The organism is Aeromonas sp. 30P (assembly GCF_051919805.1).
In the GTDB taxonomy this organism is placed as follows: Bacteria; Pseudomonadota; Gammaproteobacteria; order Enterobacterales; family Aeromonadaceae; genus Aeromonas; species Aeromonas veronii.
Genome location: NZ_JBQBEA010000001.1, coordinates 4580033 through 4605898 on the forward strand (window position 1 = coordinate 4580033; position 25866 = coordinate 4605898).

Sequence of the window (25866 nt, forward strand, 5' to 3'; positions counted from 1 at the left end):
CAATCCCAAAACAGGAGGAAAGCAACCATGAATTCCTGGCTACGCGGCCTGCTCTACACCTTCGCCTTCCTGCTGCTGTTTGTCTGGGTTGCCCTCGGCCTGTTCGACGCCGAGCGCGCCAAAGGCCCCATCGCCAGCTGGATCAGCCAGCAGACCGGCGTACCGGTCACCATAGGGCGACTGGTGTTCAACCCGCTGCACCCTTACACCCTGCTGGCTGAGCAGGTACGTTACGGCGATGCAGTCTCACTCGACAAGATCTATCTGGAGATCGAGAGCATCGACTGGCTGAGCCGCGACGTGCGCATCGCCCATCTCGATCTCATTCGCCCCGCCATCAAGCTGCCGCTGCCCAACCAGTTGCCGAACCTGCCGGTGCACTCCCTCACCATCAGTGACAGCACCATAGATCGGCTCAGTCTGGAGAGCCCCGAGCTGACCCTGCGCGGCCTCAATGCCACCCTGAGTGACTGGGAGCTGATCGATCCGAAACGCCAGCCACAGGCCAACCTGAGCCTCAATATCGGCCAGCTGGAGACTCCACAATTCACCTTCGCCCGTCTCAACCTGCAAGGGCGGCTGGAAGGAGAAGTGCTGCGCACCGACAAGCTGGTGACCAACCTGTTCGACGGTCTGCTGGAGACCGGCATGGTGCTGGACTGGCCCGCCCGCGCCCTGCAACTGCATGACCTCAAGGCGCGCGGCATGCGGGTGGAGCTGGGGGATCTGACACAACAAGGCTTCCCGCAGCGCTTCCCGTTGCAAAGCGTGTCGCTGGATCGCGGCCAGCTGGACGGCGTCAGCCTCAACGACATCAATCAGGAGCTCTCCTTCAACAACTTCAGCGGCCAGCTCACCGCCTTCAACTGGCAGGCGGGCAACCAGCCCACCGGCTATCTGAGCGGCACCCTGGGCGACATGGGGCGTGGCCTGTTCCAGCTGGAGGAGATCAAGGGCAAGCTCGCCTTTTCGCCCCAACAGATCGACGGGGAACTGCGGGGCAAAGCCTATGAAGGGGAGTTCAATGTCGAGCTCTCCCTCGATAGCCAGCAGCAGAAGCTGACCCTGAAAGACGTGGCGCTGAGCGGCATGGATATCAGCCTGCCACAGGGGTGGTGGCAGGATTGGCAGGGCTGGCGCCCGCAGCAGGTGGATATCCGCAAGCTGGCGTTCGACAAGCTCAAGGTGCTCTCCTTCGACGATACCCTGCCCCTGTCGCTGACCGGCTGGCAGCTCTATCTGAGCGATCTCGCCCTGCGCGATAACCAGCCCGGCCCGTTGCTCGGCCGAGCCCGCATCGAGAGCAAATGGTTCGAGCTGGTGTGGGATGGCCTCAGCGCCCGCAGCGGCGAGCTGGATGGGGAGCTGACCCCCAGCTCCTGGCAACTGGGCAAACTCACCAGCTCGCTGCCGGATGAGGGCACTCTCAGCCTGAGTGGCCAGTGGGGCCGCGAACCGGGCCAGAGCAGCCGCCTCCAACTGCAGGCGACCAAGCTGGATCTGCAGCAATGGGGCAAGATATTCCACTCCCCTGTCTCGTTCGCTGGCAAAGCGGACGTGAGCGCCGACCTGCAAGCCGAACACGGCAAAACGGCGGGCGAGTGGCGCCAGACCCTGCAAGGCAGCTTTGCCCTCGATGCCGACGAGCCGTTCTGGGACAAGGTGAAGATAGATCCGCTGCTGGATGAGTGGTTCAAAGGGACGACCCCGCCCACCCTGACGCCGGATCAGCTGTGGCAGGCGATGCAGGAGGGTGACACCCCCTTCTACCGCATCAGGGTGCAGGGCAAGATCGACAAGGGGCAACTGCAGATCGAGCAGGCTGGCGCCTCCACCATCACCCATCTGCTGGCGCTGCAAGGGGGGATCGATCTGGTCAACGAACAGTGGCAGCTCGATCTGGGGGTGCTCAATGGTAACCGCTGCGCCGAGCTGCTCGGCCAGTGGCGCGGGCCGCTGACGGAACCCACACTGGCCTGGAGCTTCCCGCAGAAGCAGGACGCCTGCGGCTGGGAAGTGGGAGTACGCTATCCGCCGCAAGGCAACAGCGCCCCGCTCTGGCGACCGGCTCCCGCAACGAGAGCCCAAAACCAGGCCCAAGTGCAGACCCAAGCCGGGCAGACAAGCGACAGCCAGCAAGGGTAAAAACAGACAAGGCCTCATGATGAGGCCTTGTTGTTTGATGGGGAAACGACGCGGTTACTGGCCCGGGCGGCGGGGCGGCTGCACCACGTATTGACCGCAAAACTCCGCAGCCAGCTTGCCGCCGCTGAACAGCTGGATCTTGAGGCTGAAAGTCGCAGGCTCCCCCCGTTTGAGCGGCTGCAGCACGGCGGGCATCCCCTCGCGGGCCACTCGCGCCTCAGGCTCCTCATCGACCGGGCCATGATATTTGATGGTGCTCTCGGCAAGCACCGGCTCGCCCACCAGCCCCTCCTCTTTAAGCTGCAGCCAGATCAGCCCCCAGCCCGCCAGCACGCACTGGCTGTAGACACTGCCGGCGAACATGCTGCCATGCACGTTGAAATTGGCCGCCAGATTGGCCTTGAGATGGAAGGTCTGGCCATCGTAGTGGCTGATGTGCATCCCCATCTTCTCGCTGATGGGTACCCCGCGCGACCAGCGGGTGGTGAGATCCTGACACCACTCCGGCCGGTACTGGATAGTCTGCAACGGGCTCAGGGATTTGATCATCTGGCGATGGGGAATCCGGCCGAAGGAGACGGGGCCGCCCCCCACTTCGAGAAAGCCGCACTTGCGATAGAACTCCACCGCTTCCTGACGGGCGTTCATCACCAGCCGTTTCACCTTCTCGCTGCGGGCCAACTGCTCGAGATCTTCCACCATTTGGGCACCCAGCCCCTGGCCGCGATATTCGGGCCGCAGCGCCATAAAGCGGATCTGTGCCTCGTCGCCGCCGATAAAGAGGCGGCCTACCGCGATGGGAGTGCCATCGGGTGCCAGCATCAACCGGTGAATGGCGACGGTGTCGTACTCGTCCCGCTCGGAACCGACGGGCAGATTGAAGGGCTTACGCAGAAGTTCCCAGCGCAACTGGTAGTAGGCATCCAGCTCGGCGACTGTCTGAGGGGTGACTACCCGGTACATAGTTTCATCCTTGAGTTACACTGGTCGGAAACCATCTTGCCGTGCAAATTCATGGACTTCAATCTGCAAGCGTACCAAGCCGATCACTTGTTGCACCTCAGCGTCAAACCCCAGCGCCGCCTCACGGTACAGGAAAATGACCAGCACCGCTGGCTGGAGATAGACGGCGTGGTACAATCCGCCATGTCGCTCGCCAACCCCGCCGCCCTCTGTCTGCCCCATCAACGGGTCATCGCCTGCCTGCTGCCGGAGCAGGCCACCCGGATCCTAGAACTGGGTCTGGGTGGCGGCGATCTCACCCGCCATCTCTGCCAACGCTGGCCAGATGCTCGCCACGAGTGCGTCGACCTCGACGAAGAGGTGCTGACCGTTTATCAGCAGTTTTTCCAGCATCAGGAGAGCGATGAACGCGCCGCGCCGGCACTCCATCAGGCCGATGCCCTCGCCTTTCTCGAGCAGAGCGAGCAGCAGTACGACCTCATCCTGCTCGATCTCTTCAGTCTGGATGGCAACCCGCTGCTGCTGTTTCAGGAGCGGCTCTACCGGGCGCTGGCTCCCCGCCTCTGCGGCACCCTGGTGATCAACCTGCTGCCGCGCACCGCGCTGGAGCTAACCCACGCCCTGACACTGATCGAGCAGTGGATTGGCCCCGCCACCCCCTATCCGGTTGCGGGGCTTATCAACGTGATCGTCCACGTCACACCGCGGGACGAAACATCTTCAGACCTGTAGCCAGAAGGTCGTTGGCCCCTCGTTGACCAGCGCCACCTTCATGTCGGCGGCAAAACGGCCGGTTTCGGTCGGGATGCCGCTGGCGGCGGCCTTAGCCACGAAGTAGTCATAGAGCCGCTCGGCCTCGCTCGGGTGAGCACCGCAGGAGAAGCTGGGACGCATCCCTCGCTTGGTATCCGCCGCCAGCGTGAATTGGGAGACAACCAACAGACTGCCGCCGATCTGGCTGACATTGAGGTTCATCTTGCCCTCCTGATCCGGAAAGATGCGATAACCACTGACCCGATGCAGCAACTTGTCGGCCTTGGCCTCATCATCCCCCTGCTCCACCCCGAGCAGCACCAGCAATCCCTGACCGATGGCGCCGGTCACCTCCCCCTCGACAGTCACGCTGGCCTCGCTGACCCGCTGAATCAATGCAATCACATCCCTCTCCTTTGAAAACAGAACGACCGCCCCCTCACAGGGGCGGTCGTCGATGCTACCAATAAACTGGTGGGCAGGGCGATGGCTTAGCCAAGCTCTTCACTGGCTGGCTTCTCGTATTCACCGAGGCAGGCCGTGGTTTCAGCCCCCAGTAGCACCACCAGCCAGCTGAGATAGACCCAGACAAACAGGATCGGGATGGTGGCCAGCGCGCCGTAGATGGCCTGATAGGAGGGGAAGTTGGTGATGTAGATGGCAAAGCCGCGCTTGGCCAGCTCGAACAGGGTCGCCGCTACCAGCGCACCGATAAAGGCGTGGATCAGCCGCACCTTGCAGTTCGGCACCACGGTATAGACCAGCAGGAAGGTGAGCACCGAGAAGAGGAACGGCAAACCGCGCAGCAGCAGATAACCGATACCGAACAGGCTTTCGGCGCCAAACAGCCGCAACGAGAAGATGTAGGAGGAGATGGCGATACTGGCCCCGATAAGCACAGGCCCCAGGGTCAGGATCATCCAGTACATGGCAAAGGCCTGCGCCAGCGGGCGGCCCTGGGTCGAACGCCAGATGTAGTTGAGGTTCTTGTCGATGGCGGAGATCAGCATCAGCGCCACCACCACCAGCGCCCCTATCCCCACAGCCGTGGTGTTGGTTGCATTGGCGACGAAGCCGTCGATGTACTCCTTGAGCATGTCGCCCGCAGTCGGCACAAAGTTGTGGTAGACGAACTGCTCCATCGCCTGCTTGAGGCTCTGGAACACCGGGAAGGCGGACATCATGCCAAAGACCACGGCGATCATCGGCACCAGCGAAAGCAGGGTGACATAGGCCAGATAACCGGCGGTAACCGTCAATCTGTCCTGCTGGAAACGGCCCCAGACAAACTGGGCAAAGTGGCGACCATCATGGCGCAAGAAGGAGAGGGCGTGGGCCAAACGGCCGCTGACAGGCTGCTGCATCTTGATTCTCGTTAGCGTCATAGTGGCAATATTGTGTCAGAGGAGAGCGCTGTTTGACCACCTTTGAACCCGATTTGCCTCCATCAGCCCCAACCTGTCACCCGACTGGCGTCTCTGGCTGTCGCCAGAAGCAGAAATCAAAACGGCCCCGCTATGGGGCCGTTTGCAACGCCGGATTACAGCATGTAGTCCGCGGGCAGCTCGATGCGGGCGACGCCGGAGGCAACCGCCGCCAGCGCCACGGCGCGGGCTACGCGCGGCAGCAGACGGGCATCCATCGGCTTGGGAATGACGTAATCCTTGCCGAAGGCGAGCTCGCTCACCCCGGCTGCGGTCAGCACCTCGGCCGGCACCGGCTCCTTGGCCAGCGCGCGGATCGCCTCGACCGCAGCAATCTTCATGGCATCGTTGATGCGGCTGGCACGGGCGTCGAGCGCACCGCGGAAGATGAAGGGGAAGCAGAGCACGTTGTTGATCTGGTTCGGGTAGTCGGAGCGGCCGGTACCCATGATGATGTCGCTACGCACCGCGTGGGCCAGCGCCGGTTTGATCTCTGGGTCCGGGTTGGAGCAGGCGAAGATCACCGGGTTGGGCGCCATCAGGGCGACCGCTTCGGCGGGCAACACGTCGGGGCCTGAAACACCGACAAACACATCCGCCCCTTCGATGACATCCATCAGGGTGCGCAGCGGGGTCTCGTTGGCGAAGCGCTGCTTGTACTTGTTGAGATCGCTGCGGCCGGTGTGAATCACTCCCTGACGATCCAGCATGAAGATGTTGTGCGCTCTGGCGCCGCACTTGATCAGCAGATCCATGCAGGCGGTGGCGGCAGCCCCCGCCCCCATGCAGACGATGCGGCTGTCACTGATCTGCTTGCCCTGCACTTCCAGCGCGTTGAGCAGACCGGCGGCGGTGACGATGGCGGTACCATGCTGATCATCGTGGAACACCGGAATATCGCAGCGCGCGATCAGCGCCTCTTCAATCTCGAAACACTCCGGCGCCTTGATATCTTCCAGATTGATGCCACCGAAGGTATCGGCGATAGCCGCCACCGTGTCGATAAACTGCTGGCTGGTTTCGTGCTTCACCTCGATGTCGATGGCGTCGATACCGGCGAAGCGCTTGAACAGCAGGGCCTTGCCCTCCATCACCGGCTTGGAGGCGAGCGGCCCCAGATTGCCCAGCCCCAGAATGGCGGTGCCGTTGGAGATGACGGCCACCAGATTGCCCTTGCCGGTATAGCGGTAGGCATCGGCCGGGTTGGCGGCGATCTCGCGCACCGGCTCGGCAACACCCGGGCTGTAGGCCAGCGCCAGATCGCGGGCGGTTTCGGCAGGCTTGGTCAGGGCGATGGCAATTTTGCCCGGTACGGGCAGGGCGTGGTAATCGAGTGCTTCTTGACGCAGATCGGACATGGGGGACCCCGATGTGGTTGGTGCAAATGAGGTGCCGACAGGGGGCACACAGAAGGGCGGGGATCATAAAAGAAAGCGGTGGGCATGCCCAGCAGATCATGCTGCCGCTAGCCAGATCAGACCAGTTATTTCAGCAACTTACCCCACCCAAACCTACCACTTTAGTTATAGATTCTGCTGCGTGGGATAAAAATGGCGCAAAAAGGGCGGCAAATTGGCCTTGCCGCCCTTTCTGTCAGTGCTGTAGACCTGACTCAGTTGCCCAGATAGACCGGCAACAGATTTGCCATCGACAGGAAGTGGAACAGCGCGGTCGCCAATCCGAACAGGATCAGCAGCCAGGCCATCAGCTTGCCGCCTGGGGTGACGAAATGGGGGGTGACTTCGCCCCGCTCGGCCCGCGCCCGGGTGCGCAGCACCAGCAATGCCGGGATGATGCAGGTCCAGATGGTTGCGGCGGCACCGGCATAGCCGATGGCCAGCAGGAAGCCGAACGGGAAGAGCAGGGAGAGCACCAACGGCGGCAGGAAGGTGACCGCCCAGGTCTTGCAGCGACCGGCGCGGCTGTTGTCGAACTTGAACAGATCAGCCAGATAGTCGAACACCCCGAGCCCCACTCCGATAAAGGAGGAGAGGATCGCCGCCATGGAGAAGCCGTTGATTGCGCTGGCCACCTTCTCCGATTCGATCACCCCTGAAAGCGCGGAGAGCAGCACGCTCACGTCCCCTCCCTTGGCAATCACGGGGGCAAAATCCTGACGGGGCAGGTTGCCGAAGATCCCCAGCAGCCAGAGCACGTAGAGCGCCAGCGCGATCAGGGTTCCCCCCAGAATGGCCCATCTGGCCTGCTGCTCGTTCTGGTAGTAGGCACGCAGGGAGGCAACAGAGTGGTGATAGCCGAACGAGGTGAGCGCCACCGGCAGCATCGCCATGGCATAGGGGGCGTAGCGACTCTCGCTGCCCGCCAGATCGAGCAGGGTCGGCAGCTTGATACTGCCGAGCAGACCGGCCACACCGAGAGCGAAGCTGAGGATCATGAAGGCGATCAGTACCACCGAAATACGGTCAACGGCGCGAGTCGAGTGCCACACCACCGCAGAGAAGAGCGCCACGAACAGCACGGATGCAAGCTTGCTGTCGATCCCCAGAATGCCCTGCAGGATGGCACCGGAGGAGGTGATATAGGCGTAGAGCAGTATGCCGCCAACAAAGTAGACCGAGAGGTTGTTGAGGAGATTGAGCTTCTCCCCCAGCAGCTCGCGAGTCACGGTATTGAAGGAGACCCGCATATCGTGGTGCTGGAAGGATTCCAGCAACATCCAGCCGGAGAGGGTCATCATCACCATGGTGACGGTCAGCGCCAGCACCGACCAGAGGGTCCAGGCCCCCGCCCCCGAACTCGGCAGACCGAGCATGCCGGCTCCCACGCAGACGCTGGCAATGATGCAGGCGCCCCCCAAAATTGACGGTTTTTTCTTCATAATCCCTTCTTTTTCTGACTGATTATCTATCCGCGGTAAACAAGACCGCGGCATGATGCCAGCCTTTGCCATAAGACGCCTACCACTATCTGCCATAACCGGGCATGGCCGCCGCATAAAAAATGCCCCGAACGGGGCACTCTATAAGCGGGAATGGTGTGAAGAGGGTTTAATCCATCACCGGGATACCTGCCCTCGCTTCGGCCTGACGGGCGATGGCTTCGGTCATCCCCTGAAAGATAAAGAGGTGGAACGGCAGCATGGCGAGCCAGTAGGCCAGCCCCCAGGCGCCCTGCGGGTGCCAGTGAGCGGTGACCCGGATGCGGGTCAACCCGGACTCCTCCGGCAGGATGTTGAACTCCAGCCGCCCGACGCCCGGGGCCTTCATGTTGAACAAGAGATCGAGCCTGCGCCCCTCATCCACCCCGAGGATCTGCCAGGAGTCGAGCATGTCACCCTTCACGAAGCGATCCGGATTGGTGCGGCCACGGGTGCGGGCCGGACCGCCGATCAGGTGATCCATCCATTCGCGCACCACCCACAGCTGGTTCATGTAGAAGTAGCGCTGCTCACCCCCCAGTTGCTGCAACACCTGCCACACCACCTCGGGAGAGGCGAGGCAGATGGCCTCGCCGCTGGCGGTACGGTCGTAGAAGCCATATTCGGGATGGCGCCAGCGCAGGCCAAGGGGCGTCTCCTGCCCCTGCTGTTCGGCACCCAGCTTCTGCTCCAGCGCCAGACTCTCCGCCAGCGCCTCGTCGAAGCTGAGCAGAGTCTGGGGCAGCAGGGCCCGCAGCGGGCCATCGTCGGCCGGGATATCGTGCTTGAGGCCACCTACCAGCGCCTTGGCCACCGGCTGCGGCACAGAAGTGACGAACTGCAGCCACCAGGCAGAGAGGCGCGGGCTCAGAAACGGGATGGGAATGATGGGGCAGCGCTTGCCGATATGGGCGGCGAACTTCTGCAACTGCTGCTGATAGCTGAGCAGCTCGGGGCCGACCGCATTGAAAATGCAGCCATCCACCTCGTCGGCTTCCACCAGCCCACCCAGATAGTGCAGCAGGTTGGACAGCGCAATCGGCGGCGTGCGCGAGCGCACCCATTTGGGCGTCACCATCATCGGCAGGTTGAACACCAGATCCCGCATCACCTCGAACGCCGCCGAACCGGGCCCGATGATGATGCCGGCGCGCAGCTCCACCGTCGGTACACCGGAGTCACGAAACAGCTCGCCACAGTGGCGGCGGGAGTTGAGATGGCGGCTGTTGCACTGCTCGGGCTGGATCGCCCCGAGATAGATGATGCGACGTACCCCGGCGGCGCGGGCAGCGGCGGCAAAATTCTTTACCCCCTGCTGCTCTAGCCGGTGAAAATCAGCCCCCGCCCCCATGGCATGCACCAGATAGAAGACGGTATCTATGCCCGCCAGCGCAGGCAGCAGGGTGATGGGTTTGAGGCTGTCGGCGAGGCGAAACTCGACCCCCTCAGGCAAGCGGCAGGGACGGCGCGCCCCGGCAATCACCCTGTAGCCCAGGGTCTGCAGGTGGGGCACCAGATAGGAACCGATATATCCTGCCGCTCCCATCACCAGACAGTTACGCATGAGTGAAGCCCTCAACATCATTGATGCAAGGGGCGCCAGACAGGAATCCACCATAGCCCGCCACGTCCATCACCAGACAATTTCCCATGTAATTCTCCCTATCTTCACCGATGCCGCTTGTCAGCCAGAGTGCGCCGCGCTACCTGAAAATGTTCAACTACAGCGCCACCATCCAGTCTCTTGCCATCCTGCCACGCCGCCACCTTGCAACCTAGTACTAACCACCTCCCTGATTAGTCCGATTTGGTGTTAAGCCCTGTGCATTAAGTGGTCGATAACTGACCAGATGTATAGCGCCGAGGGCGATCATATGCGCATCGATCACTACGACCTCCAGGGGGAGGTGCAATACCGGCAACAACAGGCCCAGAGCCGCAAGGTGCGCAACCTCGGGCCCGTGCCACCCGTCGTCAATCCACCGGAAGGCAACAACGCGGCAGTGAGCGGCGAACGCAGCAGCACCCTGACCCTCACCAGCGCCCTGACGCTGCAAACCGCAAGGCAATCAGCCGCCAGTCAGCAAGCAGCAACACCGCCCTCCCCGCCCGCAGGGGAAGTCGGCAAAGAGCAGGATGGCATTCCCGACGATGGGCTGGATAACCGCCAGCGGCTGATCAAGCTGATGATTGAGGCGATGCTGGGCCACGAAATCGAGCTGCCCAAGCCGATCAAACCCTCCGAAGAGGGGGGCGATGGAGTGACCCAAGGAGATGCCGCTGCTCAGGCCGCCGAGCCGGATCAACTGGTGGAGGTGACGGACACCCTGCTGCAACAGGAGCAGCTCAACGTGGTGGCATCGGCCAGCGTAGCGACTCGGGATGGTCAGACTATTCAGCTCGATCTCGGCTTTGTGCTCGACTGGCGTCAGCTGGAGGTGAGCCAGCGGCGCACCACCCTCAATGCCCTGAAAGACCCGCTGGTGCTCAGTCTGGATGGCAAGATTGCCGATCTGACCGAGGCACGGGTCAACTTCGATATCGATCAGGATAGCAAAGAGGATAGCCTGCCGGGCTTGAGTGAAGGCAGCGGCTTTGTGGCGCTGGATCGCAATGGCAACGGCACCATAGACGATGGCGGCGAGCTGTTTGGTGCCCGCTCCGGCAATGGCTTCGGCGAGCTGGCAACCCTGGATGAGGATGGCAACGGGGTGCTGGATGAGGGGGATAGCCAGTTTTCAGCCCTGCAGTTCTGGCATCCGGAGCACGCACCTATAGCTCTGGTCGAACTGGGGATCGGTGCCATCCTGCTACGCCCCCTCGACACCCCCTTCAACCATCTGGGGGAGAGCGGCAATCAGGGGGTGCTGCGCCAATCCGGCCTCTATCTCACCGAACAGGGTAAAGGAGGCTGGGTGCAGCAGATCGATCTGCGGGTCTGAACCCCGCACCCGCATGGCAAACCCGGTCGCTGACGAGATCTGCCAGCGACCAATTCCGCTCCATCAACTCAGCTCGGTGGGGTCGATATCCAGACTCCAGCGAACCCTTTTGGTCTCGGGCCAGCCTTCCAGCTCCTTCACCGCCCAATCCAGCAGTTGGGCCAGCGGTGCCCGGTTCGGCCCCTGCACCAGCAACTGCATGCGAAATTTGCCCGCCTTGCGCTCCATAAAGCCGCTGATGGGCCCCAGCACCTGAACGTGGGGATAGCGGGCGCTGCGCAGGGTATCGGCGAGGCGGGAGAGGAACAGCTGCACCTCGTCGCGGCCGTTGGCCTCGGCCCGAAACAGCCCCTGATAGCTGAAGGGCGGCAGCCCCAGCAGGCGGCGCTCTTTCAACGCCGTATCGGCGAAGTGGCCGTAACCGTTCTGGGTCAGATCCTGCAGCAGGGCATGTTCCGGATGGTGGCTCTGTAGCACCACCAACCCGGGTTTGCTGGCACGACCGGCGCGACCCGCCACCTGGGTGTAAAGCTGGGCCAGCTTCTCGGCGGCGCGAAAATCGGCGCTGAACAGGGCACCATCCACATCCAGCAGACCCACCAGCGTCACATCCGGAAAGTGGTGGCCCTTGGCGAGCATCTGGGTGCCGATCAGGATCTTGTACTTGCCCGCCTTGATGTCGCCGAGATGGGTCTCCAGCTCCCCCTTGCGGCGGGTGTTGTCCCGATCGATGCGCACTACCGGATATTGCGGGAACACAGTGGTAAGCAGCTGTTCCAACTGCTCGGTGCCCACTCCCGATCCAATCAGCTCGTTGCTGCCACACTCGGGGCAGTGGTGGGGCAAGGGACGCACGCTGTCGCAGTGGTGGCAATGCAGCCGCCGCCCGGCCTGATGCCAGGTGTACCAGGCGTCACAGCGCTCGCAGGCGGCGCTCCAGCCACATTGGTGACAGATCAGAGCCGGGGCATAGCCACGGCGGTTGAGAAACAGCATCACCTGATTGCCCGCCGCCAGATGCTCTGCCATCAGCTGCTCCAGCTGGGGAGAGAGCCCAGCCTGCAGCCGCACGTTCTTGATATCCAGAATCACCTGCCGGGCGGTCTGGGCATTGCCGGCACGGCGGGTCAGGGCGAGGTGGTGATACTTGCCGGTGCGGGCGTTGTGCAGCGTCTCCAGCGACGGGGTAGCCGAGCCAAGCAGGATGGGATACCGGCACGATGAGCCCGCATCACCGCCAGATCCCGCGCGTGGTAGCGAAAACCGTCCTGCTGCTTGAAAGAGCCGTCGTGCTCTTCGTCGATGATGATGATGCCGAGGTTGTGAAACGGGGTGAACACCGCGGAGCGGGTGCCGATCAGGATGGCGGCGCCGCCGTCGCGGCAGGCGAGCCAGGCGTCGAGCCGCTCCCGATCGTTCATGGCGGAGTTCATCGCCACCACCGGCACGTTGAAGCGGCGGCGGAAGCGGTTGATGGTCTGCGGGGTGAGGCCGATCTCCGGCACCATCACCAGCGCCTGCTTGCCCGCCTTGAGCAAGGGCTCGAGGATGCTTAAATACACCTCGGTTTTGCCGGAGCCCGTGATGCCGTCCAGCAGGAAGGCACCGAACTTGTCGCTCTGGCTGGTAACGGCAGAGACGGCCAGCGCCTGCTCGCCGTTGAGGCGCAGCCCCTCCCCCGGTTCAAAACGGGCGGCCCAGTCGCCGTCATGGCTTGGCTCCAGCGAGCGCTTCTCCAGCAGCCCCTTCTTCTCCAGCGCGGTGAGAGCGGCGCTCTGGATCTCCTCCTGCTTGAGGGCGGAAGGTGTCTGCGGCCCCTTGCGCAGCAAGGCGAGCGCTTGCTGCTGCTTGGCCGCCCGCTTGAGCTCGTTAAGGTCGATGGCCATGCCAGCCTCGGTGGCAAACCAGAACTCCAGCTCCCGATAGGCGGCTGGCTCCCCCTTGCGCACCAACACCGGCAGGGCATGGGGCAGCACTTCCCCCAGCGGATGCTGGTAGTAGCTGGCGCTCCAGTTCATCAGCGCCAGAATATCCGGCCCTAGCACTGGTGCCGTGTCCAATACCCGTTTGATGGGCTTGAGCTTGTTGCGGGGCACCTGGCTGTCGGCCGGATGATCCACCACCAGCCCGACCAGGGTCTGGGGACCGAAAGGGATCTCGACCCGGCAACCGGGGGCAGGTAATGGCAGGGGAGAGAGATAGTCGAAGTGACGGCGTAACGGTACCGGGACAGCGACACGAACCAGATCCAGCGTTTGGGAAGAATTCACCAGGGGTTGCCTATTTTTTCTGCGAAGCCACTTGCCTGATCTCAGGCATTTCCTATATTATTCGCAGCCTTTGAAACTGTGTTCAACAATCGTGTGGTGTCCGACAAGAGATCGGATGGCGACACGGCCTATTAATTGAGGTTGTCCATGAAAGCTGGTATCCATCCTGACTACGTAGCCATCACCGCCAAGTGCTCTTGCGGTAACGTCATCAACACTTTCTCTACCATCGGTAAAGATCTGAACCTGGACGTGTGCTCCGAGTGCCACCCGTTCTACACCGGCAAGCAGAAAGAAGTTTCTAGCGGCGGCCGCGTAGACAAGTTCAACAAGCGTTTCGGTGCGATGACCACCAAGAAGTAATTTTACTTCTGAAGAATTCTGAAAAAGGCGCCCATCGGGCGCCTTTTTTACGATCCCTGTTTTTCATCCTTCATGTTCCCGCAGCCAGACGCACTCTCCCCTACTGGCCAAACCCTTTGGAACGACGCAAATAGACATACCCCTCACCCGGGCTACCCCAGCGCGGGCTCCCTGCGTTGTCATAGGCGCGATCCAGCAATCTGACGCTGTCGGGACCAATCCAGATATGCTGCACCAGCGTCGTTGCACCACCAAAATCGGTGGAGCAGTGGCCCACCCGGGTGTGACCGGCATATTCGCCGGAGGGAGTGCGTGTCAGCCAGATCTCGCAACCGTGGCGCAAGGAGAGCTGCTGTGGGGTCAGGCTGTCGAGCAGGGCGGGATCATGCCAGGCACCGGCAAAATCGGTGGCACGGGGCATGGTCAGTTCGGCCATCAGGATCCGCCCGTCAGGGGCGGGTGAGAAGCGATAGATGCGCTGACGAAAGGGGCGAATGGAGCGCATGCTCAGATACTGCTCGGCATAGACCCAGCGATAGCCCTGATAGCCGGGCCAGATCTCCATCAGGCGCAGCTCGGCACTGGTAAAGCGGCTGTCGTAACTGGCCTGCTCCCGGCTCGTAAAGGCCCCGTTGAACCAGCTGAGCAGCGGTTCCATACCGGGCTTGAGTGGGGTAGCCTGAGGCGCCGAACCTGCCAACACCAGACAGGAACAGAGCAGCCCGAATACGGCCACCAGCAACTTTGCCATCGAATCCTTCCGAATCATCATAGTGGCGGCGATTATATGAGCGAATTTCCCCAATAACAGCCATTACGATCAAATCATTGCCACTCTGGTGCAAAAACCTCACAAGGATGCCAGTCCGCTCACTAAACCCGATATTTTGCCACCGCCTTGTTGAGCAGCTGGGCCTGCTCGTTGAGGCCCTCGCTGGATCTCGCATTTTCCTCCGCCATGATGCTCGACTCCTGGGCGATGTCGCGGATGTTGTTGACGTTGCGGTTCACCTCGTTGGCCACCAAACTCTGCTGTTCGATGGCTGCCGCAATCTGGGTGCTCATATCCATGATGTGGGTAACATCCTGAGTGATCTGCCCCAGCAACTCCCCTGCGGTACTGGCCTGATCCGAGCTGCGGTTGCCCTGCTCGCGGCAGGTCGCCATCACATCGACGATGCTGCCGGTCTGTTTCTGCAGCGAGCTGATGATGCCGGCAATCTCCTGGGTCGATTTCTGGGTACGGATGGCCAGATTGCGCACCTCATCGGCCACCACCGCAAAGCCGCGCCCCTGATCCCCTGCCCTGGCTGCTTCTATAGCCGCGTTGAGAGCCAGCAGGTTGGTCTGCTCGGCAATGCCGCGGATCACGTCAAGCACGGAGCCGATGGTCTCGCTCTCTTTTTGCAGCTGGCTCACCTCGCGGGATGAACTCTCCAGATTGCCCGCCAGTGAGCGGATCTGCTCGACAGTATTCTCGACCGCAGCCCGCCCCTCCATCGCCTTGTTGTTGGTCGCCTGCGCATTGTTGGCCGCCTGCTCGGTGTTGCGGGCGATCTCTTCGATGGTGGAGCCCATCTCGGTGGAAGCGGTCGCCACCATGTCGGTCTCCTGCAGCTGGCGCGCCGCCCCTTCACTGGTGCGCTTGACGTTGGCCGAGAGGTGATCCGCCGCTTCGGTCAGGGTGTGCACGCTCTGCTTCACCTCGCCAATCAGGTTGCGAAACCCGTCCAGCATCACGTCGAGATTGCCTGCCAGCTGGGACATTTCATCTGCCCCGCGCAGCTCTATCTTCAGGCGCAGGTCATTATCCTGGCGAATGCGGTTGACGGTATCATTCACCTGAGTAATGGGACGGTCGATGCTGCGCCCCAGCAACACGCTCATGATGGCGATCAGCACCACAATCACCCCGCCACAGACCAGCATCAGGCTGTTGAGGCGAGCGCTCTGCCGCTCCAGCTCAGCGACAATGTGCTGATCGACGGCGGCAAACCCCTGTTCGGTCTGATGCACCAAATCCCGCATCTGGTTGCGCAGCCCCTCATCCTCTTTCAGCCCCAGTACCTGCATCCCCTGCACCAGCGCCACAAAGTCCTGCCGGTACTGCTTGCTGGCCTGCTCCAGCTTGCCGCGACCCGCCTCCGGCAAAGTGGCAAGGCTATCCTGAAAACTCTTGTGCAAGGCCTCGAAACGCTCCAGATACTGGATATCGGAGCGCAGCATGAAATCTTTCTCCGCCCGCCTCAGCTGCAACATGGTGATGAGCAACCCCTGCTGATCCAGCTGCTTGAGCCCATTCTCCACCTCATGCACCGCCGCCCTCAGCTTGCCATAGAGCCCCTCCTCCGGCCCCAGACCAATCTTCTGCTGCTGGGCTACCAGATCGTTGAAGGCTTTGCCATAACCGCTGATCTGCTGATCCAGTCTGGTCAGCTCCCCCTCGACAGCCGCCAGATTGTCATCGGTCACCAGCTCCCGATTGTGCTGGTGAAAGTCAGACAGCCCCTGATTGAAGCGCTCGACGAAGGTCATATCCTTGCGGATCAGAAAATCCTTCTCGGCCCGCCGCAGGTTGAGCATGGCGATCTCCAGCTGGTCGATATTGCGCTGGGCTTCGGTCAGGTGACGGTGCACCTGGCTGGAGTAGATAAACAGGCCGCTCAGTACCAGCATGGCAACGGCAACCAGCACGGTATTCAGGATCAACTTATGACGGATAAGCACGATGGACCTCTCGCAAACTGGCAGTGAACTGCATTGAGCTTATGCAGAAAAGCGGCGACAGGTGATCTGTGCAAGGAATATTCATTGAAATGCCACACCCACTCCTTATACTGGTTGCACCTGTTTCCAGCCGTGGATTTGACACTATGGAATACAATACTTCTGAACTGTGCGACATCTATCAGGACATGGTGGATGTGCTTGAACCCATGCTCTGCTCCTTCGGCGGCCGCGCCTCTTTCGGCGGCGTCATCACCACCGTCAAATGCTTCGAATCGAATGGCCTGATCCGTGAACTCGTCAAAGAGAACGGACTGGGACGTGTCTTGCTGATCGATGGCGGTGGCTCCATGCGCCGAGCTCTGATCGACAGCGACATCGCCACCACGGCGGCCGAGAACGATTGGGAAGGGATTGTCTGCTACGGCTGCGTCCGCGAAGTCGATATTCTGGAAGATCTGGATATCGGCATTCAGGCACTGGCAGCCATTCCGGTCGGTGCCGACAGCAAGGATGTAGGGGAGACCGATCTACCGGTCAACTTCGGTGGCGTGACCTTTCTGCCTGACGACCACCTCTACGCCGATACCACAGGGGTGATCCTCTCCCCCGAGGCACTCGATATCGAGTAAGCCACAGACAGCGTGACGACGGGAGCCTTGGCTCCCGTTTTTTATGCCTGCAACTTGCTGAAAAATGACAAAAAAGAGGGCCAGATAAACTGGCCCTTAACTGGAAGCAATGTGAGCAATGTCGTGCCTTCACAAGAAGTCCATCACGTTGGAACGAATGAAGTCTTTCCCGGAAAACAAGTTAACAATAATCATTCTCATTTAACTAGGCAAGCGCTATTTGCAGAAAGTGCAAAAAATTGACCACCGCGAAGGGTGGTCAATCTGGTCAGGCTTGCCGGGTGGCCGTTTGCAGGCTGGATAATCCGGCCTCGCCCACCAGCTTGCGGCTGAGGTAGCGCAGCAAGACACCGTAGAGCGGCACGAACAAACCAAGGCTTATCAGCAACTTGAATACGTAATCGACGGTTGCGATCTCGACCCAGTGCTCTGCCATGAAAGGATCTGTGGTGCGCCAGAAGGCCACACTGAAGAAAGCGATGGTATCAACCAGATTACCGAACAGGGTGGAGGCCGCTGGCGCAATCCACCACTGCTTGAGCAGACGCAGGCGGTTGAACACCACCACATCCATGAACTGCCCTACCAGATAGGCCATAAAGCTGGCCAGCGCGATACGCGCCACGAACAGGTTGAATTCAGCCAGATGACCAACGCCCTGAAAGCTCCCTTCGAAGAAGAGCACAGAGAGCGCATAGGAGACCGCCAGCGCAGGCAGCATCACGGTCTGGATAATCTTGCGTGCCAGACCGGCACCGAAGATCCGCACCGTCAGGTCAGTGGCCAGGAAGATAAACGGGAAGCTGAACGCGCCCCAGGTGGTGTGGAAGCCAAACACGGTGATCGGCAGCTGCACCAGATAGTTGCTGCTGGCAATGATCAGGATGTGGAACAACGACAGGCGAACGAGCGCCGTTTGGTACTGCGCAGGGGTCAGATTCATCTTGTGACCTTTTTGGTTAATGGGGTTAGGGAACCCATATCACCACCATTGGCGATAATCGAGGGGCGAGATTATACGCCCCAAAACCGATAGTTCAATCTTTATGCGATTAGGCTCATCCAGGTTGGCCAGCCGCAGAGCTAGCCTTGCAGGCGATAGTCACGCCTTGTGCTGTCTGGCGAGCCAGAGCAGCGCCTCCCGATCCGCCGGGCGCACCGCCTCCAGCCAGCAGCCGCTGTAGTGTTCATACTCAAGCCGAAACTGGCTCCCTTCAAACCCCAGCAACCAACTATGGCGGTCGGCCCCCGTATCCTGCTCGAGCGGCTGCAGCTCCCACTCTCGCAGCAAGGCCTGCGCCAACAGCGGAAACGAGTCCCACTCGAGCGCCGGACAATCCAGCGTCACCACGCCAACTTCGCTATCTACCTGTTTGATTTGCCAACTCATTCCCTGTCTCTCAGCTACTGCAGGAGAGCTCACCACCGCAATACCATGCCGGAGTCGGGGTGGCGAGATCCTCACATTCGGGTTGTTCATCAAAGGGGCGCTGCAAGGCGGCGAACAGCCGCTCGAACGGCTGCATATCCCCTGCGTCGGCGGCGTCTATCACCTGCTGGGCCAGCGCATTGCGCAGCACATACTTGGGATTGATGGCATCCATCTGCGCCTTGCGCACGACATCCTCGCTGCCTTCGCGCATTATCCGCGCCCGATAGCGTTCCAGCCACGCCTGCCAAACACCAGGTTCAGACAACAGGGCCAGCAGAGACGCAGGCCACGCCCCCTCTTGCGTCACCTCACCGAGACGGCGCAGGAACAGGTGGTAATCCACTTTGTTAGCCGCCAGCAACCGGAACAACTCGCGGAACAGCGCCGGGTCATCCTCCTCCCACACCGCCAGCCCGAGTTTGGCCCGCATCAGCTCGGAGTAGTGCAGCATCAGCTGCTGCTCGTACTGGGCCAACGCTGCAGCCAGCGCATCACCGTCTACATAGCCAGCCAGCGCCTGCGCCAGTTTTTGCAGATTCCAGTAACCGACCGCAGGCTGCTGATCCAGCGCGTAGCGGCCCGCCGGATCCGAGTGGTTGCAGACAAAGTCCGGCACATAGGCATCGATAAAGCCGTAGGGGCCGTAATCCAGCGTCAGGCCGAGCAGCGACATGTTGTCGGTGTTCATCACCCCGTGACAGAAGCCCGCCGCCTGCCATTTGGCAATCAGGCGCGCGGTGCGGCGCACCACTTCGGCAAACAGTTCGGCGCCACTCTCCAGCTCGGGGAAGTGGTGGCGCAGCAGATAGTCGATGAGCGGCGGGATCTTCTCCCCCTGCCCGCTCCAGGCGAAATACTCGATATGACCGAAGCGCAGATGGCTGGGGGCGGTGCGCAGCACAGTCGCCCCTGTCTCAACCTGCTCGCGATAAACGGGCTCCTGACTCCCCACTAATACCAGCGCACGGGTGGTCGGGATGCCGAGAGCATGGAGCGCCTCGGAGGCAAGATATTCGCGAATGCTGGAGCGCAGCACGGCGCGGCCGTCACCAAAACGGGAGAACGGGGTTTTACCCGCCCCCTTCAGGTGCAGATCCCAGCGCTGGCCATCCGGCGCCAGCTGCTCACCCAGCAGCAGCGCGCGACCATCTCCAAGCCGGGGGCTATAACCCCCGAACTGATGGCCGGCATAGACCTGAGCTACCGGTTGCATACCAGGCAGCATTTTTCCCTCACCACAACAGGCGATCCAGTCAGCCTCGCTGATGCCTCCCAGCCCCAACTCATCCAGCAAAGCCCGGTTGAGATGAAGCAACCGGGGCTGCTGCAGCGGCTGGGGAACCACGGGTTCACAGGCCCAGGGCAACTCGGTAGCAAAAGTGTTGATCAACTTCATGGTTGTGCCATTCGTCCCTGCGTATGCTCGTGTCACTCTTTATACTGCCGTCAGCCATGCTTGTGCTCACTGGCAACCATCATTTTTCAATTCAAGGAGAAGAAGATGCAAAAATGGGTATATGCCCTGCCCTTGCTGGCACTGGCGTGGGGTCATCAGGCCAAGGCTGCCGATATTGAAGCCGGCAAAGCCAAGGCGGCGGTCTGTGCCGCCTGTCACGGCGTGGAAGGCAAGGCGATGATCCCCAACTATCCCCATCTGGCGGGTCAGAATGCCGCCTATCTGGTGAAACAGTTGAAAGCGTTCAAGGATGGCACTCGCAAAGAGCCCTTGATGGACCCCTTCATGGCGCCGCTGACCGATGCGGATATCGACAATCTGGCCGCCTTCTACGCCAGCCTGAAATAACCTCGCGTCTAACCCTTGGTTCTTCCGAGCCGCGCTTACCGTGGTCGATTAGGCTGCCTAATCGACCCTACCGCCGGCAGTAGTCGATGATCAGATCCATAAAGGCTTCGCCGAAGCGCTCCAGCTTGCGGTGACCGACGCCGTTGATGGCCAGCATCTCGTCTTCGGTCATCGGCATCAGCTGAGCCATCTCCACCAGGGTCGCATCGTTGAACACCACGTAGGGCGGCACCTCTTCATCCTCGGCAATCTGCTTGCGCAGGCCGCGCAGCTCCTTGAACAGTCGCTTGTCGTAGTTGGCGTTGTCGAGCAGGCCATTGCGCTTCTCCTTGCGGCTGGAGATAGGCTGCAGGCGGGGTACCGCCAGTTCCAGCTTCACCTCGCCACGCAGCACGGGGCGGGCCGCTTCGGTCAGCTGCAGCACCAGATTGCGAGTAATGTTCTGGGTCAGCAGCCCCTTGTGGATCAGCTGGCGGATCACGCTCATCCAGTATTCGTGGCTCTGATCCTTGCCGATGCCGTAGGTCGAGAGCTTGTCGTGGCCGTGATCCTTGATGCGCTGGTTCAGCGACCCGCGCAGCACCTCCACCACATAACCTACCCCGAAATTCTGCCCCACCCGCCAGACGCAGGAGAGCGCCTTCTGGGCATCTTCAGTGCCGTCATAGCTCTTGGGCGGATCGAGACAGATATCGCAGTTGCCGCACGGCTTGTCGTTGTACTCGCCAAAGTAGTTGAGCAGCACCTGACGGCGGCAGGTCTGCGCCTCGGCAAACGCCGTCATCACGTTGAGCTTGTACTGCTCCACCTGCAGCTGCTGGGGATTCTCGATGTTGTCGAGCAGGCGGCGCACTCGGCCGATATCGGCGGGATCGTAGAGCAGCAGCGCCTCGGCGGGGGTGCCATCGCGCCCGGCGCGGCCGGTCTCCTGATAGTAGGATTCGATGTTCTTCGGGATGTCGTAGTGCACCACGAAGCGCACATTGGGCTTGTCGATGCCCATACCAAACGCCACCGTTGCCACCACGATCTCGACATCATCCTTGAGGAAGGCATCCTGGGTCTGCTGGCGCTGCTCGAGCGGTAGCCCCGCATGATAGGGCGCGGCCTTGCAGCCGTGGCGGGATAACCGTTCGGCCACCTCCTCCACCCGGTTGCGACTGGAGCAGTAGACGATGCCGCAGTTGCCCTTCTGGCTCTGCACGTAACGCAGCAGCTGCTCGGCCGCCTTGAACTTCTCCACCAAGCTGTAGCGGATATTGGGGCGATCGAAGCTTGCAGTGTGGATGAAGGGATCGTTCAGCTCGAGGCGGTGCAGCATGTCGCTGCGGGTCGCCTCGTCGGCGGTGGCGGTCAGCGCCACCACAGGCACCTGCGGGAACCACTGTTTGAGCCGCCCCAGCGCCGCATACTCAGGCCGGAAATCGTGGCCCCACTGGGAGACACAGTGCGCCTCATCGATGGCGAACAGCCCGAGCGGCAGCTCGGCCAGCCGATCCATAAACTCGTGCTGCAACAGTCGCTCGGGGGAGACATAGACCAGCTTGATCTCGCCGCGGCGCATGGCGGCAAAGTTCTGGATCATCTCCTCCCGGCTCAGGGCCGAGTTGATGTAGACCGCCGCCACACCGTTGGCGCGCAGGCTGTCGACCTGATCCTTCATCAGGGAGATCAGTGGAGAGACCACCACCCCGAGCCCGGGCCGCAGCAGTGCCGGGATCTGGTAGCAGAGCGACTTGCCGCCGCCAGTAGGCTTGAGCACCAACGCATCGCGCCCCGCGACGATCTGCTCGATGATCTCGAGCTGACCCGGCCGAAACTGCTGATAGCCGAAGACCGCCTGCAGCAGGGCAAGCGGACTCTCTGGCTGAGGATCTGGCAGGGTTTCGGCAATCGCGGTCATGGGCTCTCCTTTGGGGTCGCCATTCTAAAGCAGCCGCCGCCCACAATAAACCTGCCATTGCGACTGTTAAGGAACTGTTGCAGACTGGCTGGAGTTTTTACTCGGCTTTGATGACAAGGATTGAGATCAGAGAATGAAACAGATGCTCAAGAAGATGGCGCTCAGTGGCATTGCCAACCTGTTTGCCGAGAAGATGCCCTTCAACAAGCTGATCGGCATGCAGGTGACCCACTACGACTTCGACAAGGTGGAGCTGCGTATCAAGATGGACGAGAAGCTGATCGGCAACCCTTTCCACAACATCCTGCACGGCGGCGTCACCGCCACGCTGCTCGATGTAGCGGGCGGCATGATCGTCGCCGCATCCTGCATCGACGAGCTGGAGGAGTTCTCCCCCAGTTATCTCAAGGAGCGCTTCGCTCGCCTCGGCACCATAGATCTGCGGGTAGATTACCTGCGCCCGGGGCGCGGCAACGAGTTTATCGCCACCGCCCACATCATCCGGGCCGGCAGCAAGGTCGCGGTAGCCCGGATGGAGCTGCACAACGAAGAGGGCACCCACATCGCCTTCGGCACTGGTACCTATCTGGTGGGTTGAACCAAATTAGTGCATAAAAACCACGCGGCTAATCCAATTTTAATCATTAGATTCCTTACCCCCTCTGGCCGAACAAGGTCCATACTGATAGTCGGGATTGTGTGCAGAGGGAGGATTGCAGGCGATGAGTGCGAAACTGGCCATCAAACCATCCAGAGCCTTGTTGACACAGCTCGAGTCCATGCTCGACGAGGTGCAGACACCCGAGTGTCGCCACTGGTTGGAACAGGAGCTTGAGGGGTATTCTCTCTCCTCACCCCTGCCTTGGTATCGCATCGTTCCCTGTCGGCAACGCGGTCACTTTCTGGATCTGAAAACGGGAAAATATTTGACCTGTCATATCAACAGTCAAACGCTATGCCAACGCGATCTGGCCCAAATTCAGTTCATTTATGCCCGTGAACCCGCCGCCCACTATTTGCTGCAACGCAATTCCGGTATTGAACCCTGGCCAGAACAGCTGCTGGAAGATTATCAGGAGCAGTTGATCCCCGGCCATTTATGCCTGCAAGCCTGGCATGAGCCCGTGATTTCATTACGTGCACAACTGATGGAGGGAATAGAACATTTCATTAGTGAGTACCCCAAGCACGCGGCCTTGCTGCCTCAACACAGTTTCAAGGCTTTGCGGCATCAGCACTGGCATATCTGAGTCAGCGCCTGGCGCGCAAGGAGGGCACCATAGACAAGACCCATAGCGAGATTGCCACAATCTAGAGTGCCGGAGTCAGGATCAGACTCCACCGATGGGCCACCGAGCGGTGGCCCTTTTAATGCACACGGCTACTGCTTTATTGCCAAGCAGATAGCCAAAATGTGGCGCCCCACACCTCATGAATTCCGCAAACCTACTTGTCACGTTCTACAGCACATCACTCCAGACCCCATCGGACTCGATCAACCTAACAAGAGCTTGCGCACTGAATCCGTCGGCATACAGAGTCTCTACCTCATTCCCAGCCTCAGCCTCATCCATCTCTTCAAACTCCCGCAGATAATGCGGTTCATCGCGCAAAGCGATCTCCATGATCTCGCGGGAGACGACGTGGAACCCATCGACAACCTCACCATCAAATTCAATCGACGTATCCACAACCCAGGCATGCAGGGCTGGCAGAGGATTAACATCACTCAGCAATAGAGCTGAACGCAACCCTTGGTCATTTTGCAGTGCTTGAAGCACAACCGGTTGCTTGCGCTTTAACTGCCTCGCCGCCTTGCGCAGGGTATTGGTTCGATGCAGCCAGACTTCATGGCGAGTTGAACGAATGAAGCCAGACTTGACCTCCAGCAGCAACGCAACCCCATCCAAGTGACAGATCAGGTCCACTTCGCCAGCATCGCGCTCATCACTCAGTGGCGGTTGGTAGCCCACCACGACGTGGAATCCCCTCTGCCTTAGCGCTTCGGCAAGGGTATGTTCAATACGCTCCGTTTCGCTGCGCAAAGCTGGCCTGCGTTGTTCAACACGACGCAGGTTATTCACCGCAGCGGTCAGATTGTTCTGTTGACCGGCAACCCAGGGGAACTGAAAACTGTAGCGGCCAATCTTGTAGAACGGCCGCTCGTACAGTCGTGGTGACGGTATGCTTGGCGCTTGCCTTATCTGCGCGGATAGAGCCTGCAGATCACTGGTCCAGAACTTCAGGATGGCTTCGGCCGCCTCGGGGTCGCCCTTGGGATGCTCAGGGCTGACGGTCCAACCACAAATACGACGGATCTTATCTTTCGGTTCCGACCAGGTGATGGGAAAGCGGTTCTCACCATGCACAAGTCCTTCAAAAGCCAATTGACCCAGAGCCTTCACTGCTACACCTGAGTCATCCATATAGCGCAGAAAAGGCTGGAGAAATGCCTGCTCGAAGAACACGGTTGTCAGCTCACTGGCTAATATCGCGTGGTGCAGGGCTACCTCAGCTCCATCGTTCAGTCTGACCCGCTCACCCAACCCGAAAATGGTCTGCAGGTAGAGCTGACTGCGAATGGCTTTTATGTAAGCAAGCTGATTCGCTTCGTGGTTTTCCGGCCTCCCTATGATTGCGCCAGCCATATCGGACGCTGCGAATTGCTCAATCGCGCGGTACATCCAGTAGTGCCAAAGCAACCTGCTTTTTCTCTCAGTACGCTGCCAGCGCTGTGAGCCCAAATCAGTTTTATTGAAGATGACCGGTTGTCCCGGCTTGAGCTGGTAACCGCAATCGCTGTCAAAACAGAACCAATTGATGGAATTCTCGTAATCGATTCGCTCGCGCATAGCGGCAATAAGCAGGGCAACCGATTCGAGGTAGGCAACACACTCTCGCCCCACACCTGACTGTGGAAAAAGGAGTGGCGACAAATGACGCTTGAGAGATCGGCCGAGAACCTCCTCTGTCAGTTGAAAATCACGCTCGGAACAATTCAACAGTTTGCGCGCGATAATCCGATCATAGACATCCCAATCTTCCGCCCTGCTGTCTCTATCCTTAGCGGCACCAAGTGCCCATAAGCTGTCACGCTCAAATAGGAAAGTAGCTCTAATAGCGTAAGCGACTTCAGGTGGGACTCAGCCAGTGCGATGGCTTTATCGAATGGTTCGAGTTGCTCAAGCAAGCGATCACAGACGCCGAAAAATACGCACCAATCCTTGCTGACGAGATTGTCCCGAAGATGCTGCCAGAGCGGTGAATCGCTGCGTGTAAACAGCTTCGAGTAACGAATCGCCCAACGCAATACATCTGGATGACGAGCGGACAGATGATCCAGCAGCGCAGTGCTAATAGCATCCTCAAAATGCAAAATACGTCCCAGTGCCAAGCTTGCCAGTTGAGCACTTTCAAGATTGACTGGCTCCCACCAAAAGGATGCGGCAGCCAGTCCGGCAGCACGATTGCGAGTTGTGTATTTGCCGCTCGGACGTTGATCCAGAAAGTCGTGAAGGCACTCATCAAGTGCGGCGAATGGGGCAAGCTGCTGTGCATATCCAGCAAAACGAGTCTGGTAAAACTCCTGGCATTGCCGTTCCTGGCCTTGCATATCTGGTCATCCTTTTC

General features: G+C 60.3%; 22 protein-coding genes and 1 pseudogene. 8 read left to right on the plus strand and 15 right to left on the minus strand.

The window, feature by feature from the left end; all coding sequences use genetic code 11:
• Positions 1 to 27 precede the first annotated feature (27 nt).
• On the plus strand, positions 28 to 2145 hold the full coding sequence (locus tag ACTG2B_RS21850; RefSeq protein ID WP_439996839.1) for a membrane assembly protein AsmA: 2118 nt from the start codon (positions 28 to 30) through the stop codon (positions 2143 to 2145).
• Positions 2146 to 2199: 54 nt separating this feature from the next.
• On the opposite strand, the gene ACTG2B_RS21855 is transcribed toward ACTG2B_RS21850, so the two are convergent.
• The gene (locus ACTG2B_RS21855) at positions 2200 to 3108 is read right to left on the minus strand and encodes a bifunctional GNAT family N-acetyltransferase/hotdog fold thioesterase (protein WP_346215060.1); all 909 of its coding nucleotides are present in this window, start codon (positions 3106 to 3108) and stop codon (positions 2200 to 2202) included.
• A 51-nt stretch (positions 3109 to 3159) separates the two neighbouring features.
• On the opposite strand from ACTG2B_RS21855, the gene ACTG2B_RS21860 reads away from it, so the two are divergent.
• The gene (locus ACTG2B_RS21860; protein ID WP_439996974.1) at positions 3160 to 3840 is read left to right on the plus strand and encodes a spermidine synthase; all 681 of its coding nucleotides are present in this window, start codon (positions 3160 to 3162) and stop codon (positions 3838 to 3840) included.
• Here the strand turns inward: ACTG2B_RS21860 and dtd are convergent.
• The 5 genes from dtd to ACTG2B_RS21885 form a co-directional block, all read right to left on the minus strand.
• Complete coding sequence (gene dtd, locus ACTG2B_RS21865; RefSeq protein WP_005356887.1) at positions 3829 to 4266, minus strand: D-aminoacyl-tRNA deacylase; 438 nt, start codon at positions 4264 to 4266, stop codon at positions 3829 to 3831. The genes ACTG2B_RS21860 and dtd overlap by 12 nt on opposite strands.
• Positions 4267 to 4352: 86 nt before the next feature.
• On the minus strand, positions 4353 to 5225 hold the full coding sequence (locus ACTG2B_RS21870) for a virulence factor BrkB family protein (protein ID WP_005340664.1): 873 nt from the start codon (positions 5223 to 5225) through the stop codon (positions 4353 to 4355).
• A 176-nt stretch (positions 5226 to 5401) separates the two neighbouring features.
• On the minus strand, positions 5402 to 6643 hold the full coding sequence (locus tag ACTG2B_RS21875; RefSeq protein WP_439996840.1) for a malic enzyme-like NAD(P)-binding protein: 1242 nt from the start codon (positions 6641 to 6643) through the stop codon (positions 5402 to 5404).
• 254 nt (positions 6644 to 6897) lie between these two features.
• Positions 6898 to 8124: an aromatic amino acid transporter gene (locus ACTG2B_RS21880; protein WP_005355439.1), complete on the minus strand. Its 1227-nt coding sequence runs from the start codon at positions 8122 to 8124 to the stop codon at positions 6898 to 6900.
• Between the two features lie 169 nt (positions 8125 to 8293).
• Positions 8294 to 9727 (minus strand): DUF2867 domain-containing protein, encoded by a 1434-nt coding sequence (locus tag ACTG2B_RS21885; protein WP_342401753.1) that lies wholly within the window; start codon positions 9725 to 9727, stop codon positions 8294 to 8296.
• Positions 9728 to 10013: 286 nt separating this feature from the next.
• Between ACTG2B_RS21885 and ACTG2B_RS21890 the strand changes: the two genes are divergently transcribed.
• Positions 10014 to 11105 carry a hypothetical protein gene (locus ACTG2B_RS21890; protein ID WP_439996841.1) on the plus strand — a complete coding sequence of 364 codons (1092 nt, stop codon included), beginning with the start codon at positions 10014 to 10016 and terminating at the stop codon, positions 11103 to 11105.
• 63 nt (positions 11106 to 11168) lie between these two features.
• Here ACTG2B_RS21890 and priA read toward each other — a convergent pair.
• Positions 11169 to 13375: pseudogene (priA, locus tag ACTG2B_RS21895) on the minus strand (primosomal protein N').
• 147 nt (positions 13376 to 13522) lie between these two features.
• On the opposite strand from priA, the gene rpmE reads away from it, so the two are divergent.
• Positions 13523 to 13738 carry a 50S ribosomal protein L31 gene (gene rpmE / locus ACTG2B_RS21900; protein WP_005340673.1) on the plus strand — a complete coding sequence of 72 codons (216 nt, stop codon included), beginning with the start codon at positions 13523 to 13525 and terminating at the stop codon, positions 13736 to 13738.
• A gap of 100 nt (positions 13739 to 13838) precedes the next feature.
• Here rpmE and ACTG2B_RS21905 read toward each other — a convergent pair whose 3' ends face one another.
• Both ACTG2B_RS21905 and ACTG2B_RS21910 read right to left on the minus strand, forming a co-directional pair.
• The gene (locus ACTG2B_RS21905; protein WP_069527634.1) at positions 13839 to 14489 is read right to left on the minus strand and encodes a chromophore lyase CpcT/CpeT; all 651 of its coding nucleotides are present in this window, start codon (positions 14487 to 14489) and stop codon (positions 13839 to 13841) included.
• Positions 14490 to 14611: 122 nt separating this feature from the next.
• Positions 14612 to 16465, minus strand: a complete 1854-nt coding sequence (locus ACTG2B_RS21910; protein ID WP_115521500.1) for a methyl-accepting chemotaxis protein — start codon at positions 16463 to 16465, stop codon at positions 14612 to 14614.
• A gap of 146 nt (positions 16466 to 16611) precedes the next feature.
• Here ACTG2B_RS21910 and rraA point away from each other — a divergent pair, with 146 nt between their 5' ends.
• The gene (gene rraA, locus ACTG2B_RS21915; protein WP_005340678.1) at positions 16612 to 17097 is read left to right on the plus strand and encodes a ribonuclease E activity regulator RraA; all 486 of its coding nucleotides are present in this window, start codon (positions 16612 to 16614) and stop codon (positions 17095 to 17097) included.
• Between the two features lie 268 nt (positions 17098 to 17365).
• On the opposite strand, the gene ACTG2B_RS21920 is transcribed toward rraA, so the two are convergent.
• The 3 genes from ACTG2B_RS21920 to ACTG2B_RS21930 all read right to left on the minus strand — a co-directional run bounded on the left by ACTG2B_RS21920 (position 17366) and on the right by ACTG2B_RS21930 (position 19925).
• Complete coding sequence (locus ACTG2B_RS21920; RefSeq protein ID WP_005340680.1) at positions 17366 to 18040, minus strand: 7-cyano-7-deazaguanine/7-aminomethyl-7-deazaguanine transporter; 675 nt, start codon at positions 18038 to 18040, stop codon at positions 17366 to 17368.
• Positions 18041 to 18199: 159 nt separating this feature from the next.
• A complete protein-coding gene (locus ACTG2B_RS21925) occupies positions 18200 to 18487 on the minus strand; it encodes a DUF3630 family protein (protein ID WP_429202127.1) in 288 nt (95 codons plus the stop codon).
• A gap of 10 nt (positions 18488 to 18497) precedes the next feature.
• The gene (locus ACTG2B_RS21930; protein ID WP_429202125.1) at positions 18498 to 19925 is read right to left on the minus strand and encodes a protein adenylyltransferase SelO; all 1428 of its coding nucleotides are present in this window, start codon (positions 19923 to 19925) and stop codon (positions 18498 to 18500) included.
• Positions 19926 to 20030: 105 nt separating this feature from the next.
• Between ACTG2B_RS21930 and ACTG2B_RS21935 the strand changes: the two genes are divergently transcribed.
• Entirely contained in the window at positions 20031 to 20333 is a 303-nt protein-coding gene (locus ACTG2B_RS21935) for a c-type cytochrome (RefSeq protein WP_005340687.1), read from the plus strand.
• 67 nt (positions 20334 to 20400) lie between these two features.
• Here the strand turns inward: ACTG2B_RS21935 and recQ are convergent, their stop codons facing one another.
• Positions 20401 to 22236 carry an ATP-dependent DNA helicase RecQ gene (gene recQ / locus ACTG2B_RS21940; protein ID WP_429202123.1) on the minus strand — a complete coding sequence of 612 codons (1836 nt, stop codon included), beginning with the start codon at positions 22234 to 22236 and terminating at the stop codon, positions 20401 to 20403.
• Between the two features lie 133 nt (positions 22237 to 22369).
• On the opposite strand from recQ, the gene ACTG2B_RS21945 reads away from it, so the two are divergent.
• Positions 22370 to 22834: a thioesterase family protein gene (locus ACTG2B_RS21945; protein ID WP_005355465.1), complete on the plus strand. Its 465-nt coding sequence runs from the start codon at positions 22370 to 22372 to the stop codon at positions 22832 to 22834.
• A 124-nt stretch (positions 22835 to 22958) separates the two neighbouring features.
• On the plus strand, positions 22959 to 23486 hold the full coding sequence (locus tag ACTG2B_RS21950) for an AbiTii domain-containing protein (protein WP_005356927.1): 528 nt from the start codon (positions 22959 to 22961) through the stop codon (positions 23484 to 23486).
• 210 nt (positions 23487 to 23696) lie between these two features.
• Here the strand turns inward: ACTG2B_RS21950 and ACTG2B_RS21955 are convergent, their stop codons facing one another.
• Together ACTG2B_RS21955 and ACTG2B_RS21960 are read right to left on the minus strand one after the other, a co-directional pair.
• Positions 23697 to 25238 (minus strand): nuclease-related domain-containing protein, encoded by a 1542-nt coding sequence (locus ACTG2B_RS21955; protein ID WP_439996842.1) that lies wholly within the window; start codon positions 25236 to 25238, stop codon positions 23697 to 23699.
• Positions 25235 to 25849: a hypothetical protein gene (locus ACTG2B_RS21960; protein WP_439996843.1), complete on the minus strand. Its 615-nt coding sequence runs from the start codon at positions 25847 to 25849 to the stop codon at positions 25235 to 25237. The genes ACTG2B_RS21955 and ACTG2B_RS21960 overlap by 4 nt, the downstream gene beginning before the upstream one ends.
• Between the last annotated feature and the right edge of the window lie 17 nt (positions 25850 to 25866).

Excerpts from the sequence above, each read along its gene's own strand:
- ACTG2B_RS21885 (WP_342401753.1), bottom strand. The coding sequence starts at position 9,727 with ATGCGTAACTGTCTGGTGATGGGAGCGGCAGGATATATCGGTTCCTAT.
- ACTG2B_RS21850 (WP_439996839.1), top strand. The coding sequence starts at position 28 with ATGAATTCCTGGCTACGCGGCCTGCTCTACACCTTCGCCTTCCTGCTG.
- ACTG2B_RS21870 (WP_005340664.1), bottom strand. The coding sequence starts at position 5,225 with ATGCAGCAGCCTGTCAGCGGCCGTTTGGCCCACGCCCTCTCCTTCTTG.
- ACTG2B_RS21860 (WP_439996974.1), top strand. The coding sequence starts at position 3,160 with ATGGACTTCAATCTGCAAGCGTACCAAGCCGATCACTTGTTGCACCTC.
- ACTG2B_RS21855 (WP_346215060.1), bottom strand. The coding sequence starts at position 3,108 with ATGTACCGGGTAGTCACCCCTCAGACAGTCGCCGAGCTGGATGCCTAC.
- ACTG2B_RS21930 (WP_429202125.1), bottom strand. The coding sequence starts at position 19,925 with ATGAAGTTGATCAACACTTTTGCTACCGAGTTGCCCTGGGCCTGTGAA.
- rraA (WP_005340678.1), top strand. The coding sequence starts at position 16,612 with ATGGAATACAATACTTCTGAACTGTGCGACATCTATCAGGACATGGTG.
- recQ (WP_429202123.1), bottom strand. The coding sequence starts at position 22,236 with ATGACCGCGATTGCCGAAACCCTGCCAGATCCTCAGCCAGAGAGTCCG.
- rpmE (WP_005340673.1), top strand. The coding sequence starts at position 13,523 with ATGAAAGCTGGTATCCATCCTGACTACGTAGCCATCACCGCCAAGTGC.
- ACTG2B_RS21920 (WP_005340680.1), bottom strand. The coding sequence starts at position 18,040 with ATGAATCTGACCCCTGCGCAGTACCAAACGGCGCTCGTTCGCCTGTCG.
- ACTG2B_RS21950 (WP_005356927.1), top strand. The coding sequence starts at position 22,959 with ATGAGTGCGAAACTGGCCATCAAACCATCCAGAGCCTTGTTGACACAG.
- ACTG2B_RS21890 (WP_439996841.1), top strand. The coding sequence starts at position 10,014 with ATGTATAGCGCCGAGGGCGATCATATGCGCATCGATCACTACGACCTC.
- ACTG2B_RS21905 (WP_069527634.1), bottom strand. The coding sequence starts at position 14,489 with ATGGCAAAGTTGCTGGTGGCCGTATTCGGGCTGCTCTGTTCCTGTCTG.
- ACTG2B_RS21945 (WP_005355465.1), top strand. The coding sequence starts at position 22,370 with ATGAAACAGATGCTCAAGAAGATGGCGCTCAGTGGCATTGCCAACCTG.
- ACTG2B_RS21935 (WP_005340687.1), top strand. The coding sequence starts at position 20,031 with ATGCAAAAATGGGTATATGCCCTGCCCTTGCTGGCACTGGCGTGGGGT.
- ACTG2B_RS21880 (WP_005355439.1), bottom strand. The coding sequence starts at position 8,124 with ATGAAGAAAAAACCGTCAATTTTGGGGGGCGCCTGCATCATTGCCAGC.
- ACTG2B_RS21875 (WP_439996840.1), bottom strand. The coding sequence starts at position 6,643 with ATGTCCGATCTGCGTCAAGAAGCACTCGATTACCACGCCCTGCCCGTA.
- ACTG2B_RS21960 (WP_439996843.1), bottom strand. The coding sequence starts at position 25,849 with ATGCAAGGCCAGGAACGGCAATGCCAGGAGTTTTACCAGACTCGTTTT.
- ACTG2B_RS21925 (WP_429202127.1), bottom strand. The coding sequence starts at position 18,487 with ATGAGTTGGCAAATCAAACAGGTAGATAGCGAAGTTGGCGTGGTGACG.